Consider the following 15,765-nt stretch of genomic DNA (forward strand, 5'->3'; position numbering starts at 1 on the left):
TCACCATGAGCAACCCGAAGACTCAGGCCCTGCACGACGCCGGCGTATCCATCTGGCTCGACGATCTCTCCCGCGAACGACTGACCAGCGGTTCGCTGGCCGCCCTGATCGAGGAAAAGAACGTCACCGGTGTGACCACCAACCCGGCGATCTTCGCCGCCTCGCTGTCCAACGCCGAGGTCTACGGCGAGGCCATCGCCGAGCAGCGCGGACAGAGCGTCGAGCACGCCATCACCGAGATCACCAGCGACGACGTGGCCGCAGCCTGCGACCTGTTCCGTCCGATCTACGACGCCACCGGGGGCGTGGATGGCCGCGTGTCCATCGAGGTAGACCCGCGTCTGGCCCGCGACACCGCCGGGACGATCACCCAGGCCGCCGAGCTGCACCAGCGCGTCAACCGCGAGAACGTGCTGATCAAGATCCCGGCCACCGTCGAGGGTCTGGAAGCCATCACTGAAACCATCGCCGCGGGTATCAGCGTCAATGTGACCCTGATCTTCTCCCTCGAGCGTTACCGCGAGGTCATCAACGCGTACCTCATCGGCCTGGAGAAGGCCCACGCCAACGGGCTGGACCTGTCGAAGATCCACTCGGTGGCCTCCTTCTTCGTCTCCCGCGTGGACAGCGAAATCGACAAGCGTCTGGACGCCCTCGGCACCGAGGCAGCCGCCGCCGTCCGCGGTAAGGCTGGCGTGGCCAACGCTCGGTTGGCGTACCAGGTCTTCGAGGAGTCCTTCTCCTCGGCCCGCTTCGAGGTGCTGGCCGCCGCCGGCGCCAATGTGCAGCGTCCGCTCTGGGCCTCGACCGGTGTCAAGGACCCGGCCTACCCGGCCACCCTGTACGTCACCGAGCTGGTGGCCAAGCACACCGTGAACACCATGCCGGAGAAGACCCTCGAGGCCACCGCGGAGCAGGCCGTGATCCGCCCGGATGCGATCGCCGGCACCTACGCCGAGGCCAACCACGTGTTGGATCAGCTCGCCGCGCTGGGCATCGACTACAACCAGGTTGTTGAGCAGCTCGAGGTTGAGGGCGTCGACAAGTTCGAGGTCGCCTGGAACGAACTGCTCACCGACATGGAGCAGGCTCTCAAGGGGGCCAACTAATATGGAGCTAGGGCTCATCACTTCCGGCGCGGCCCTAGCCAGCGTCGAGTCACAGCTGCCGCAACTCATCGAAGACCGCGTCGGTAGCCGCATTGCCGCGAAGGATGCCACCTTGTGGGGTCCGGAGGCAGAATCCGAGGCCTCCATCCGTTTGGGCTGGGTCTCCCCCTTCGAGGCCGCCGAGGCGCTGGTCCCGCAGATTCTCGCCCTGCGCGAAGAACTGCTGGCCGAGGGGCTAGACCGCGTGGTGCTTTGCGGTATGGGTGGCTCCTCGCTGGCCCCCGAGGTTATCGCCGCGAATGACGGTGTCGACCTGGTTATTTTCGACACCACCGACCCGCAGGCCGCGGCCCGCATTGTCGGCACCGACCTCGAGCGCACCGTTGTGGTGGTCTCCTCGAAGTCCGGTTCGACCGTGGAAACCGACTCGCAGCGTCGCGCCTTCACCAGCGCGTTCAACGCCGCCGGCATCGACCCGGCCACCCGTCTGGTGCTGGTCACCGACCCGGGCTCGCCGATGGATAACCCGGACGGTGTGCGCGCGGTCTTCAACGCGGACCCGAATGTCGGCGGACGCTACTCGGCCCTGACCGCCTTTGGCCTGGTGCCCTCCGGGCTGGCCGGTGCCGATATTCAGGCACTGGTCGAAGAGGCCGGACTGATCGCCGACCTGCTGGCCACCGACGACGAAGACAACTTGGCCCTGCACCTAGGTGCGGCCATGGCCACCGTCGGCCGCGATAAGTTGTTGATTGCCGGACTCCCCGGCTCACTGCCGGGCTTCGCCGATTGGGCCGAACAGCTCATCGCCGAATCGACCGGCAAGCTCGGCAAGGGCGTACTGCCGGTGGCTCTGGGTCCGGACGCCCCGGAACTGCGCGAGCCGGCGGCCGACACCCTGCCGCTGTACATCCACGCCGAACTGCCCGAGGAGCTTGACGAGGAAGCCACGGCAATCCACGTCAGCGCCCCGCTGGGCACCAGCTTCATGCTCTTCGAATACGCCACCGCGGTCGCCGGCCGGTTGCTGGGGATCAACCCCTTTGACCAGCCGGATGTGGAGGCGGCCAAGGCCGCGGCCCGCTCGCTGCTGGACGCTCCGGCCGCGGGCACCCCGGATGCGGTCGATGGCAGCGTCGAGCTCTACGGCACCAGCGCTCGCACCCTGAGCGAGGCCTTGCGCACGCTGACCTCGAAGCTGGCCGACGACGGCTACCTGGCCATTCAGGCCTACCTGGATCGTGAGCAGGACGCCGAGCTATTGGCGCTGCGCGATGCCTTGGCCGCGGCCACCGGACGCCCGGTGACCTTCGGTTGGGGTCCACGCTTCCTGCACTCCACCGGCCAGTACCACAAGGGCGGGCCGCGCCAGGGCGTGTTCCTGCAGCTCACCGGGGATGCTTCGGAGGATCTGCCGATCGAGGGTCGTCCCTTTAGCTTCGGCGGGCTGATCACCGCGCAGGCCAGCGGCGACGCGGCGGTTCTCACCGACGCCGAGCACGCACGCCCGCTGCTTCGGGTGCACCTGACCGACCGTGCCGCCGGCATCGCAGCGCTGTTGCAGGCCGCCGGCTAGGACCAAGGACAACATGAACAACCCACTACGTGACGCCCGTGACCGGCGATTAAATCGCATCGCCGGTCCGGGCGCGCTGGTGTTCTTCGGCATCACCGGCGACCTTGCCCGCAAGAAGCTCATGCCCGCGGTCTACGATTTGGCTAACCGCGGCCTGCTACCCCCAAACTTTGCCATCGTCGGTTTCGGCCGCCGCGACTGGAGCGCCGAGGATTTCGCCGCCCAGGCCCGCGAGTGGATCGTAGCCAACGCCCGCACCCCCTTCAACGAGACGGTGTTCACCCAGCTCGCGGCGGGGATGCGTTTCATCTCGGGTGCCTTTGACGACGACGATGCCTACGAGCAGCTCGCCGCCACCCTGGATGAGCTGGCCGAGTCCCGCACCACCGGGCGCAATCACGCCTTCTATCTCTCGATCCCGCCGAGCTGGTTCGAGGTGGTCTGCCAGAAGCTCTCCGAGCATAAGCTGGCGAACGACGAGAACCCCGGCTGGGAACGCGTGGTCATCGAAAAGCCCTTCGGGCACGACCTGGCCAGCGCCCGCGAACTGAACAGCATCGTCGAGTCGGTCTTCCCGGCCGATTCGGTGTTCCGCATCGACCATTACCTGGGTAAGGAAACGGTGCAGAATATTCTGGCACTGCGTTTCGGCAACCAGCTCTTTGAGCCGCTGTGGAATAACAAGTACGTGGACCACGTGCAGATCACCATGGCCGAAGATATCGGCATTGGTGGCCGCGCAAGCTACTACGACGGGGTGGGCGCGGCCCGCGACGTCATCCAGAACCACCTGCTGCAGCTGCTGGCGCTCACGGCTATGGAGGAGCCCATCTCCTTCGACGCCGATCACCTGCGCAGCGAAAAGGAGAAGGTGCTCGCCGCGGTCAAGCTCCCCGAAGACTTGGGGGCGGCCAGTGCCCGCGGGCAGTACACCTCCGGCTGGCAGGGCGGCGAACAGGTCGTTGGCTTCCTCGACGAGGAAGGCTTCAACCCGAAGTCGAAAACCGAAACCTACGCGGCCATCCGGGTGAATATCAACACCCGTCGCTGGGACGGGGTGCCGTTCTACCTGCGCGCCGGCAAGCGTTTGGGCCGCCGCGTCACCGAGATCGCGGTGGTGCTCAAGCGGGCCCCGAACCTGCTGTTCACCGACCACGAGGCCGACGAATTTGGGCAGAACGCGATCGTGATCCGGGTGCAGCCAGATGAGGGCGCGACCATCCGCTTCTCCTCCAAGGTGCCCGGCACCCAGATGGAGATCCGCGATGTCACCATGGACTTCGGCTACGGTAACGCCTTCACCGAGTCCTCCCCGGAGGCTTATGAGCGGCTGATCTTGGACGTGCTGCTCGGCGAGCCGCCGCTGTTCCCGCGCCATGAGGAGGTCGAGCAGTCTTGGCGTATTCTCGATCCTTTCGAGGAGCACTGGGCCCAGCTTCCCGAACAGCCCGAACCCTACTACCCGGGTTCCTGGGGGCCTCAGAGCGCGGACGAGCTGATGAACCGCGACGCAAGGAGCTGGCGCCGACCATGATGATCGAACTGCCCAATACCACCACCTCCAAGGTGGCTAAGACGCTGCTGTCCTCGCGCCGCACCCACGGCGTGGTGGCGCTCTCCCGAGTGCTGACCCTGGTGGTGATCACCCGCGAAGGCTTCGCCGAAAAAGCGATCGACGCGGCGAACCTCGCCAGCCGTGAGCACCCCTGCCGCATTATCGTGGTGGTGCGCGGCTCCACCAACGGCGAGAATCGGCTGGATGTGCAGATTCGCGTCGGCGGTGACGCCGGGGCTTCCGAGGTTATCGTGATGCGCACCCACGGCCCGGATATCCTGGCCGACGAGGCGCTGATTTCGGCGCTGCTGTTGCCGGACGCCCCGATTGTGGCCTGGTGGCCGCACGGGGTTCCGGCCGACCCCTACAACACCCCGTTGGGGCGGCTGGCACACCGGCGCATCACCGATGCGAGCGAAATGGAAGATCCCACCGCGGCCCTGTTCCAGCGCGCCGAAACCTACCGTGCCGGCGATACCGATCTGGCCTGGACCCGTATCACCCTGTGGCGCGCCCAGCTGGCCAGCATTCTGGATCTGATCGGCCCCGACGGGCTGACCGGGATCACCGTGAAGGGTTCGGCCAACTCGCCATCCACCAGCCTCTTAGCTGCCTGGTTGACGATGTGCCTGAACGTGCCGGTGACGATCGCCGCCGATAAGTCCACCGGTGGACTTTCCAGCGTTCGGTTGACCCGGGACGGCGGGGATGTGGAACTCTCGCGTCCCTCCGGCGAGGTGGCGAAGCTGTACCTGCCGGGCTCGGCACCGCAACGAATTTCGTTGCCGCGTCGATCGGTGGCCGAATGTCTGGCCGAGGAAATGCGCCGGCTCGACGCCGACGACCTCTTCGGCGAGGTGGTCACCCGTGGCCTGAACCTAACCAACCTGAGGAGCATTACCTCCAGTGATCGCTAGAAATATCGTTATCCACCCCGACGCCGCGGCCACCGCGGAGGCCATCGCGGCCCGGCTGATCACCGCGATCAGCGACGCGATCGCCGCCCGCGGCGTGGCGCACGTGGTGCTCACCGGCGGCAGCCTAGGCATTAACTCGTTGCTGGCGTTGGCGCGCAACCCGGCCCGGGTGGCCGTGGATTTCTCGCTCGTGCACTTCTGGTTTGGTGACGAGCGCTTCGTGGCCGCCGACTCCCCCGACCGCAACGTGGGTCAGGCCGAACCGCTGTTCGCGGCCCTCGAGGAGTTGGGGCTGGATCGTGCCACCGTGCATGCCATGGGCTCAAGCGACGAGTTCGACGACGCCGAAAGCGCCGCCGCGGCCTACGCCGAAACGCTAGCCGCCGAAGCGCCCGAAGGGGCCAGCGCACCGCAGTTCGACGTGCTCATGTTGGGAATGGGGCCGGATTCGCATGTGGCCTCGCTCTTCCCAAACCACACCCGGCTGGAGCAGGCCGGAGTGCTGGCGGTGCACGACTCCCCCAAGCCACCGGCCGACCGGGTGTCGCTGAGCATGCCGTTGATCAACACCGCCCGCGAGGTATGGCTATTGGTCGCGGGGGCCGAAAAGGCCCCGGCCCTGGCCGCCGCGCAGCATGAGGTCAACGAGGTCGCCGTGCCGGCTAGCGCCGTACGCGGCACCGAGGCCACCCGCTGGCTCATCGACCGTTCCGCGGCCACGCTGCTCTAAGCTATGCCCGTGCGCATCAGGCCCCCGTCACCGAGATCATCGGTGACGGGGGCCTGATGCGTTAACTACCGGTAAACCTTCGCCAGCCAGCCGGTGACTGCGCGTTAACATGACGTGCACTGAGCGCGACATCGACGTCATATAGCCGGCTCTAGGATAAAGTCTCTCTTCACACAGCAGCGCATGAAATTCCATGTCCCACTTGACCCTCGCGGGAGCACCACATGTCTGAACAAATCGATATCCGAGATTTTCGCGCTACCGACCCGGGGGCCAGCGCGCCGACGCCGGAGCAGTTCCGCCGCGCGTTGCTGCGCCACCTGCAGTACACGGTCGGCAAAAGTCCGCAGAAGGCCTCACTTTTCGACTGGCGGATGGCACTGTCCCATGCGGTACGCGACCACGCGGTAGATCCCTGGTTTGCCGCCACCCGCCGCACCTGGGACGAGGACCGCAAGCGCGTCTACTACCTCTCGATGGAATTCCTCATGGGTCGACTGCTCGAGGATCAGGCCATCAATCTGGGGTTGCGCGAGGTGGCGGTGCAGGTACTCGAGGAATTCGGTTTGAGCTTTGCCGAGCTAGCCGAGGGCGAACCCGACGCGGCGCTGGGCAATGGCGGATTAGGCCGCCTAGCCGCCTGCTATCTGGACTCGATGTCCACCATGGGCTGTCCGGCCTACGGCTACGGCCTGCGCTACGAGCATGGGTTGTTCCGCCAAAGCTTTGAAAACGGGCGGCAGATCGAAACCCCCGAAAACTGGCTGGCCACCGACAACCCCTGGGACTTCACCCGTCCCGAGGCGGCCTACCCGGTGGGCTTCGGCGGCGAGGTCACCACACATGAGGGCGCCACACTGTGGTCCCCGGGCTCCCGGGTGCTGGCCGCGGCGCATGACACTCCCGTGGTCGGCTATGGCGGGCACTGGGCCAACACCCTGCGGCTGTGGGCGGCGATGCCCAGCGCCGAGCTCTTCGATCTGCAGCGCTTCAACGCCGGCGACTTCGCCGCGGCCTCCGAGGCCGAGGCCCTGGCCCGTAGCCTGAGCCGGGTGCTCTACCCCAACGACACCACCGACGGCGGCAAGGAACTACGGCTCTCCCAGGAATACTTCCTGACCTCGGCCTCCGTTCAGGACATCCTGCGTCGCTATTTGGCCGCGCACGAGGATCTGCGCCGCCTGCCCGAGTACGTGGCCATCCAGATGAACGACACCCACCCGGCCATCGCCGGCCCGGAGTTGATCCGCTTGCTCGTCGACGAGCACGGTTTTGAGTTCGACTCCGCGGTGTCGGTGGCCACCAAGGTGCTGGGCTACACCAATCACACGCTGTTGCCCGAAGCCCTGGAACGCTGGAGCGTGGGTCTGGTGCGTAAGGTCCTGCCCCGCCACCTGCAGATCGTCGAAACCCTGGACACCCAGTTTGTGCAGTTGCAGGCCGATAGCCCCGACCCGGTGCGGCTGATCAGCGGGGATCAGGTCAGCATGGGCGATCTGGCCTTCGCCACGAGCCATAAGGTCAACGGGGTCTCGGCGCTCCATACCGAACTGGTCAGCAGCCAGCTCTTCCCGGTACATAACGCGTTGCATCCCGGACGCATCGTCAACATCACCAACGGCATTACCCCGCGCCGTTGGCTCAAGCTGGCCAACCCGGCCCTGGCCTCGCTGATCACTGACACCATCGGCCCCGGCTGGGAAACCGATCTGCAGCGGCTACGCGAACTGGAACCCTATGCCGAGGATCCGGCCTTCTGCGACGCCTTTGGACGCAGCAAACGCCAAGCCAAGGAACGATTCACCGGCTGGCTGGCCCGCGAACACGGCATCGAGTTACCCACCGAAGCGCTCTTCGACGCCCAGGTGAAGCGGCTCCACGAGTACAAGCGCCAGCTGCTGAACATCCTGTGGACCATCGCGCAGTGGCAGCGCATCAAGCGTGACCCGCAGGCCGGCTGGGTGCCGCGCGTCAAAATCTTCGGCGGCAAGGCCGCGCCGAGCTATCACATGGCCAAGCTGATCATCCAGCTCATTAACGATGTCGCCGAGGTAGTGAATCACGACCCGGAGACCGCGCACCTGCTACGCGTGGCCTACCCGGCAAACTATGGCGTCTCCATGGCCGAAAAGCTGATTCCTGCCGCAGACCTCTCCGAGCAGATTTCGACGGCCGGCATGGAGGCCTCGGGCACCGGCAACATGAAGTTCGCGCTCAACGGTGCGTTGACCATCGGCACCCTGGATGGGGCCAACGTGGAGATCCGCGAACAGGTCGGACCGGAGAACTTCTTCCTCTTCGGGCTGAGTACCGAGCAGGTCGCCGAGCGCCGGGCCCAACCGGATCACGCGCGCCAAGCGCTGGAGGCAAGTCAGAGCCTACGCGATGTGCTCCAGGCCATCGCCGAGGGTACCTTCAGCCCCGAGGATCCGCATCGGTATGACCAGCTGCTCGACACGCTGTGGAATAGCGACTGGTTCCTGGTCACCTCGGATTTCGAGGACTATGACCGGGCGCAACGCGAAGTGGCGCAGTGTTACACCGACCCGGCCCGCTGGCAGCAGATGGCGATTCGCAATGTGGCACGCATGGGCTATTTCAGTTCCGACCGCTCAATTCGCGAGTATATGACGCACATTTGGGACATTGAATCCGCGCTCTGACACGCACACATTAAGTTCGGCAAGTCATAGAGGCGTGACACGCGTCATTTTGAGGTCAGGCCGCGCCGAGTGTGCTTGGATTATCATCAATCGCTACACCAAGGAGTCCAAGTGGCAGACGAGGACACAACAAAGCTAGTGATCAACGAGGATCAGGTACGCCTGCTGTCTCAGGGCAGGCACCCGGACCCGTTCGCGGCGCTCGGGCCCACCGCCGATGGCCGCCATGTGGTGGTCCGGCTCCCCGGTGCCAAACGGATCTCGGTGGTGAACGCCACCGACGAGATCGAGCTCGAACGCCATCCGGCGGATGCGGCCACGTTCATCGGCCCGGCATTACCGTACTATCGGTTGCGCGTTCGCTGGGCGTCGGGGCTCGAAGAGGAACGGGAAGACCCCTACCGTTTCGGGCCCGTCATCGGCCAGATCGACGAGTATCTCATCGGCGAAGGCGAACACCGGAGCCTGTGGAGCGTGCTCGGCGCCCACCTGATCACCCACGAGCAGGTTCCCGGCGTGCACTTCGCGCTGTGGGCGCCCAATGCACAGCGGGTTTCGGTCGTTGGTGACTTCAACGCCTGGAATGGCACCACGCACCCGATGCGCGCCCGTGGCTCCACCGGCGTCTGGGAGTTGTTCCTGCCCGGACTGGACGATGGCACGGTCTACAAATACGAGATCATCGGCCCGGACGGACAGTTGCTTCCGCTCAAGGCCGACCCGGTGGGTTTTGGCGCCGAGCACCCACCGGCGACCGGCTCGGTGGTGCGCTCCCTTGGCACCCACCGTTGGCAGGATCAGCAGTGGGAGGCCCGGCGGGCGGAGCTCAACGCGGTCGACGCCCCCATCAGCGTCTACGAAGTCCACCTTGGGTCCTGGCGCCGGCTCGGCGCCGAGGCCGCCTCGCTCAGCTACCTGCAGTTGGCCACCGAACTGGTGGACTACGCCGCCGACATGGGATTCACCCATATTGAGGTGCTGCCAATCAGTGAGCATCCCTTCGACGGCTCCTGGGGGTACCAGCCCATCGGGCTCTTCGCCCCGACCGTACGTTATGGCACGCCAAAGGACTTTGCCGCGTTCGTCGATGCCGCCCATGCCCGCGGGCTGGGGGTCATCGCCGACTGGGTGCCGGGGCACTTCCCCACCGACCAGCACGGTCTGGGGCGCTTTGACGGCACCGCGCTCTACGAGCATCTCGACCCGCGCGAGGGCTTCCACCCGGACTGGAACACGCTAATCTACAACTACGGCCGCCCCGAGGTACGCAACTACCTGGTGGCCAACGCGCTGTACTGGCTTGGGGAATACCATCTGGATGGATTGCGCGTCGATGCCGTGGCCTCGATGACCCACCGCGACTACTCGCGCAAAGAGGGCGAATGGATCGCCAACAAGGATGGCGGCAACGAGAACTACGAGGCGCTGGAGTTCCTGCGCCAAACCAATATCGCCAGCTACGGGCAGCACCCCGGCATTGCGATGATCGCCGAAGACTCCACCGCCTACCCCGGGGTCACCCGCCCGGTGGACGCCGGAGGGCTGGGCTTTGGGTACAAGTGGAACCTGGGCTGGATGAACGACTCGCTGGAATACTTCGGCAAGGACCCCATCTACCGCAAGCACCACCACAACCAGCTCACCTTCGGCATCACCTATGCCTTCAGCGAAAACTTCCTGCTCCCGATCAGCCACGACGAGGTCGTGCACGGTAAAGGCTCGATGTATGGGCGCATGCCCGGGTCGCACGCGGATAAGCTCGGGAACCTGAAAGCCTTCTACGGCTACATGTGGGGCTACCCCGGCAAAAAGCTGCTGTTCATGGGCCAAGAGTTCGGCCAGCCTGCCGAATGGAACTACCAGAGCGAACTGGATTGGTCCGTGCTCGAGGACCCGGGGCATGCCGGGGTCCAAGCGGTGGTTCGCGACCTGAACCGGCTGTACCGCGAACAACCTGCCCTGCACCGCGGCGATGCGCAGGCCGAGGGCTTCCAATGGCTCCTGGTCGACGACCTCGATAACCAGGTGTTCGCGTGGTTGCGGCGCGGCGCACCCGAGGACCCACATGTGGTCGTCGTCCTAAATCTCACCCCGGTCGAGCGCACCGGCTTCCGTCTGGGGTTCCCGGTGTCCGGACGCTGGATCGAGGCGTTAAACACCGATTCGGCCTGCTACCACGGGGCGAATCGCGGCCACGGCGGGGCCATCGAAACCGAAGATGTTCCGGCCGGCCGCGAAGCACAATCAGCACTACTCACTCTCCCACCTTTGTCGGCAATCTATTTTGTGGAGGAACGGTCATGACACCAACACCCGACGCGCACCAACCTATCGGGGCACCACCGCGCCTTTCGAGCCAGGCGATGGCCTTCGTGCTGGCCGGCGGCCGCGGTAGCCGTCTCGAGGAACTCACCGACCGGCGCGCTAAACCCGCGGTCCACTTCGGTGGCAAGTCACGCATTATCGACTTCCCGCTGTCCAATGCGCTGAATTCCGGGATCCGCAAAATGGCCGTGGCCACCCAGTACAAGGCGCATTCGCTCATCCGCCACCTGCAACGCGGCTGGGATTTCTTCCGCTCCGAGCGCAACGAATACCTCGATATCCTCCCGGCCAGCCAGCGTGTGCAGGAAAATAAGTGGTACCTAGGCACGGCGGACGCCGTGACGCAGAATATCGATATTGTCGATGACTACCATGTGGAATACGTGATCATCCTCGCCGGTGACCACGTGTACAAAATGGACTACGAAATCATGCTGCGCCAGCATGTGGAAACCAACGCCGACGTGACCGTCGGCTGCCTCACCGTCCCGCGCGCCGAAGCCACCGGCTTCGGGGTGATGCACGTGAACGAGCAGGGCCGCATCGTCGACTTCCTGGAAAAGCCGGCCGACCCGCCGGGCATGCCCGATAACCCGGAGATGGCGCTGGCCTCCATGGGCATCTACGTATTCAACTGGAAGTTCCTGCGCGAACTCCTGCTACGCGATGCCCTGGATTCCAGTTCCAGCCACGATTTCGGCCACGACTTGATTCCGGATATCGTGCGCAACGGCAGCGCCTATGCCCATAAGTTCACCGAGTCCTGCGTGATGACCGGGCTGGAAACCGAACCTTATTGGCGTGATGTGGGCACCATCGATTCCTTTTGGCGGGCGAATCTCGATTTGACCCAGGTCGTGCCGCCGCTGGACCTCTACGACAATCACTGGCCGATCTGGACCTACTCGGAGTTGACCCCTCCGGCGAAGTTCATCCACGATGACAACGCCCGCCGCGGCCATGCGATCGAATCGCTGATCTCGGGCAACTGCATTCTTTCCGGTGCCGAAGTCCACAAGTCCCTGGTCTTCACCGGTGGGCGTGCACACTCCTACTCGAAACTCGATGAGGTGGTCATGCTGCCGAATGTGGATGTGGGGCGCAACGCGCAACTGAGCAAATGCGTCATCGACAGCCGGGTGCGCATCCCCGAGGGTCTCGTGGTCGGCGAGGATCCCGAGGAGGACGCCCGCTGGTTCCGGCGCACCGAATCGGGCATCGTGCTGATCACCCAGCCGATGCTTGATCAGCGGGCCGCGATCATGAACGGTTCGCTGTCTGCTCGTGCCGATCTACTGGATGGGCGGTAACGATGGCCGCACGCCGGCAACGCCGCGTTCTCTCGGTCGCCTCCGAGTGCGCCCCACTCATTAAAACCGGCGGGCTCGCCGATGTGGTCGGTGCCTTGCCGGCCGCATTGGAGCCGCTGGGGTGGCGCAGTCGCATCCTCATGCCCGCCTACCCGGGGCTGCTCGAGCGGGTGGGGCGCACCCGGCGGCTGTGGCGGACCGATGACCTGTTCGGCGGCCCGGCCTGTGTCCGTGCCTGCCGCTACGCGGATCTTGATCTGCTCCTGCTCGATGCCCCGCACCTCTATGAGCGCGACGGCGGCCCCTATGTGGTCGACGGCCACGATCATCACGATAACCATGTGCGCTTCGCGGCACTGTCCTGGGTTGGGGCCCGGCTGGCCATTGAGGGCACCAGCGACCGCTGGCGCCCGGATGTGGTGCACGCCCATGACTGGCAAGCCGGTCTCGTGCCCTCCTACCTGAAGTATGCCGGCGCCAGCACCCCGAGCCTGCTCACGATCCACAACATCGCGTTCCAGGGGGTGTTCGGACCCGATCAGCTCGATCGTCTCCAGCTGCCCACCTGGGATTTCCATCCGGACGCGCTGGAGTATCACGGGCTGGTCAGCACGCTCAAGGCCGGCATGGTGCATGCCAGTCGGGTGAGCACGGTCAGTCCCAGCTATGCCGAGGAACTGACCAGTGCCGAGTTCGGTTTCGGCCTTCAGGGGGTCGTGGCGATGCGCCGCGATCGCGGTGAGCTGCATGGCATCCTCAATGGCATCGACACCCGGGTCTGGGACCCGGCCGCCGACCCGGTCATCATCAACTACTCGGCCGACGCCCCCGAACCCAAGGCGGCGAACCGTCGGGCGCTACTCGAGGAATTTTCGCTGGCCGAACCCAACGGCCCGCTGGCCGTGGTGGTCACCCGGCTCACCCATCAAAAAGGTGTGGACCTGCTGCTGGAGAAACTTCCCACCTTCATTGAATCCGGTGGTGCCGTGGTCGTGCTCGGCTCGGGCGACCCCGGGTACGAATACGCGCTGGGTGAGTTGGCCGCGCGGTACCCGCAGTCGGTGGGCCTACGCATCGGTTACGACGAGCCGCTGAGCCACCGCATGTATGCGGGGGCCGATCTGGTGCTGGTGCCCTCGCGCTTCGAACCCTGTGGGCTGACCCAGCTGATCGGGCTACGCTATGGGGCCGTGCCACTGGTCGCGGCCACCGGCGGACTGCGCGACACCGTGATCGATGCGAACCCAGAAAATCTCGCGCAGGGCACCGCCACCGGTTTCACCTTTGGTGACATCGATCCCGGTGGACTGGGTTTCGCCCTAGGACGCGCCGTGGACCTGTACGCCGATGCCGAAGCGTGGTCGCGCCTGCGTGCTCAGGCCTTGCGGGCCCCGGTGGACTGGGGCACCTCGGCCGCTCACTATGCGGCACTGTTCACGGAATTGCTCGGATGACCCAACCGAGCACGAATCGTCTCACCCCCGGGCGGCCCGGGCCGCTCGGGGTGAGCCTCACCGCCGATGGCGTCAACGTCGCCCTGTGGGCGCCGGAGGCCGAAGCGGTCTTCTTCTGCCTATTCAACGAGCAGGATGGGAAGCAAGACGAGCATCGCATCGCGCTCCCCTACCGGCAGGGCGGCATTTGGCATGCCCACATCGCCGGGGTCGGTCCGGGGGCTCGCTATGGTATCCGGGCCGCTGGCCCGCACCGTCCGCGCGATGGTCTGCGTTTCAACGTCAATAAGCTGCTGATCGACCCCTACGCCCGGGCGTTAGACGGGCCGCTGCGCTATGACCCGCTGATGGCTGGTTGCGTGCATGGGCCGGACGACGACTTGCTTTTAGATGAACGCGACAGTGCGCCGGTGGTTCCCAAGGCGATCATTCTTGGCCCGCCCAGCGGCCCCGATCCGGCCCAGAATCGTCCCGGTCATGAGCTATCCGATCTGGTGATTTACGAGGCGCATCTGAAGGGGTTGACCGCCGCCCACCCCGAGGTCCCGGCTGAATTGCGCGGGCGGTATGCCGGCCTTGGGTACCCGGCGGTGCTTGAGCATCTGCAGTCCCTAGGGGTCAACGCGGTGGAGCTGCTGCCGGTACAGGCGTTTATCGACGACGGTTTTCTGGTGGAGCAGGGTCTGCGCAACTATTGGGGTTATCAGCCGGTGGCCTGGTTCGCGCCGGAGCCGCGCTATGCCCAGCACGACGCGGCCGCCGAATTACGCACACTGGTACACACCCTGCATGAGGCCGGGATCGAGGTCATCCTCGATGTGGTCTATAACCATAGCGGCGAAGGCGACGCACGCGGGCCCACGTTGAATCTGCGCGGACTGCACAACACCGGCTACTACCGGCTACTCGACGATGGACGTCATTACGTCAACGACACCGGGACCGGGAATACGCTGGCGGTGCATAACCCCATGGTGCTGCGCCTGGTGATGGATAGCCTGCGGCACTGGGCTGAGTATTTCGGGGTCGACGGCTTCCGCTTCGACTTAGCCGTAGCGGTCGGACGGAACGAGCAGGGCTTCGACGCTCGAGGGGCCTTCTTCCAGGCGATCCGGCAGGATCCGGTGCTGTCCGAGCTCAAGCTCATCGCCGAACCCTGGGACCTGGGCCCTGGCGGCTATCAGCTCGGACATTTCCCCTACCCCTTTGCGCAGTGGAATGACCGCTACCGTGACGGGGTGCGCCGGGCTTGGCGCGGCGATGGACTTGAACAAGCCAAACTCGGTGCACGGCTCTTGGGCTCGGCGGATCTCTTCGATCATTCCGGGCTCGGCCCCACCGCGGGGATTAATTTCCTCAGCGCCCATGACGGTTTCACCCTGCACGATGTGGTGTCCTATGCGCACAAACACAACGAGGCCAATCTCGAAAATAATCGGGATGGGCATTCGGAGAACTTCACCGACAATCTTGGCGTCGAGGGGCCCACCGAGCAGGAGGAGATCCTTACGGCTCGCAGCCAGCGTGTACGCGGCATGCTCACCACGTTGCTGGTGTCTCAAGGGGTGCCGATGCTGCTGGCTGGCGATGAAATCGGCAATAGCCAGCAAGGAAACAACAACGCCTACGCTCAGGACAACGAGCTGGGCTGGATCGACTGGTCTGCTCCCGACCGGAAGCTGTTCAGCTACGTCCAGCGCCTGATTGAATTACGTGGCAGACTTCCGTTGCTTCGCCAGCGCAACTTCCTCCATGGCCAAACACGTGGCGACGGGCATCCGGATGTCAGCTGGCTACGACCCGATGGCAGCACCCCGAGTCCGGAAGATTGGTTAGATCCCGAGTTTCGGTCGCTAGCGGTTGTGCTGCGCGGTGTGGCCGAGGACCCACGGGGTGAAGCGCTTCCCGGTGCGGTGCTCATCGTGCTGAATCTGGGGGCCGAGCGCGACTTCTACCTCCCGCCGGCGTCCGCGGACCAGCCGTGGCAACTGGAGGTCGATAGTGCCCGCCCAGAGGCCAACGGCACGGCCGCCGATAGCTATAGCGCCGCGGCACAGTCCGTGGTGGTGTTGAGCAACGGATGTTATTGATCCACCCACGACGCTGCCGGGCATAAAAAATCCCGA

At 65.1% G+C, this 15,765-nt stretch carries 10 protein-coding genes; all 10 read left to right on the top strand.

The features are described from left to right. Nucleotides 1-5 precede the first annotated feature (5 nt). Nucleotides 6-1,109, top strand: a complete 1,104-nt coding sequence (gene tal / locus ACJD00_RS09605) for a transaldolase (RefSeq protein ID WP_418906825.1) — start codon at nt 6-8, stop codon at nt 1,107-1,109. A gap of 1 nt (nt 1,110) precedes the next feature. Further along, complete coding sequence (locus tag ACJD00_RS09610) at nt 1,111-2,685, top strand: glucose-6-phosphate isomerase (protein WP_418906826.1); 1,575 nt, start codon at nt 1,111-1,113, stop codon at nt 2,683-2,685. A 13-nt stretch (nt 2,686-2,698) separates the two neighbouring features. Beyond that, entirely contained in the window at nt 2,699-4,219 is a 1,521-nt protein-coding gene (gene zwf, locus ACJD00_RS09615) for a glucose-6-phosphate dehydrogenase (protein WP_418906827.1), read from the top strand. Next, a complete protein-coding gene (locus tag ACJD00_RS09620) occupies nt 4,216-5,157 on the top strand; it encodes a glucose-6-phosphate dehydrogenase assembly protein OpcA (protein ID WP_418906828.1) in 942 nt (313 codons plus the stop codon). Before zwf ends, ACJD00_RS09620 begins: the two co-directional genes overlap by 4 nt. After that, nucleotides 5,147-5,887, top strand: coding sequence for a 6-phosphogluconolactonase (gene pgl / locus ACJD00_RS09625; protein ID WP_418906829.1), 741 nt, complete (start codon nt 5,147-5,149; stop codon nt 5,885-5,887). Before ACJD00_RS09620 ends, pgl begins: the two co-directional genes overlap by 11 nt. Nucleotides 5,888-6,111: 224 nt before the next feature. Then, nucleotides 6,112-8,550, top strand: coding sequence for a glycogen/starch/alpha-glucan phosphorylase (locus ACJD00_RS09630; protein WP_418906830.1), 2,439 nt, complete (start codon nt 6,112-6,114; stop codon nt 8,548-8,550). Nucleotides 8,551-8,661: 111 nt separating this feature from the next. Then, nucleotides 8,662-10,854: a 1,4-alpha-glucan branching protein GlgB gene (gene glgB, locus ACJD00_RS09635; RefSeq protein ID WP_418906831.1), complete on the top strand. Its 2,193-nt coding sequence runs from the start codon at nt 8,662-8,664 to the stop codon at nt 10,852-10,854. Next, nucleotides 10,851-12,185, top strand: coding sequence for a glucose-1-phosphate adenylyltransferase (gene glgC, locus ACJD00_RS09640; RefSeq protein WP_418906832.1), 1,335 nt, complete (start codon nt 10,851-10,853; stop codon nt 12,183-12,185). The genes glgB and glgC overlap by 4 nt, the downstream gene beginning before the upstream one ends. A gap of 2 nt (nt 12,186-12,187) precedes the next feature. Further along, nucleotides 12,188-13,639, top strand: a complete 1,452-nt coding sequence (glgA, locus tag ACJD00_RS09645; protein ID WP_418906833.1) for a glycogen synthase GlgA — start codon at nt 12,188-12,190, stop codon at nt 13,637-13,639. After that, nucleotides 13,636-15,729: a glycogen debranching protein GlgX gene (gene glgX, locus ACJD00_RS09650; protein ID WP_418906834.1), complete on the top strand. Its 2,094-nt coding sequence runs from the start codon at nt 13,636-13,638 to the stop codon at nt 15,727-15,729. Before glgA ends, glgX begins: the two co-directional genes overlap by 4 nt. Nucleotides 15,730-15,765 lie beyond the last annotated feature (36 nt).

This window comes from Glutamicibacter endophyticus (assembly GCF_048457885.1).
GTDB classification, from domain to species: Bacteria; Actinomycetota; Actinomycetes; order Actinomycetales; family Micrococcaceae; genus Glutamicibacter; species Glutamicibacter endophyticus.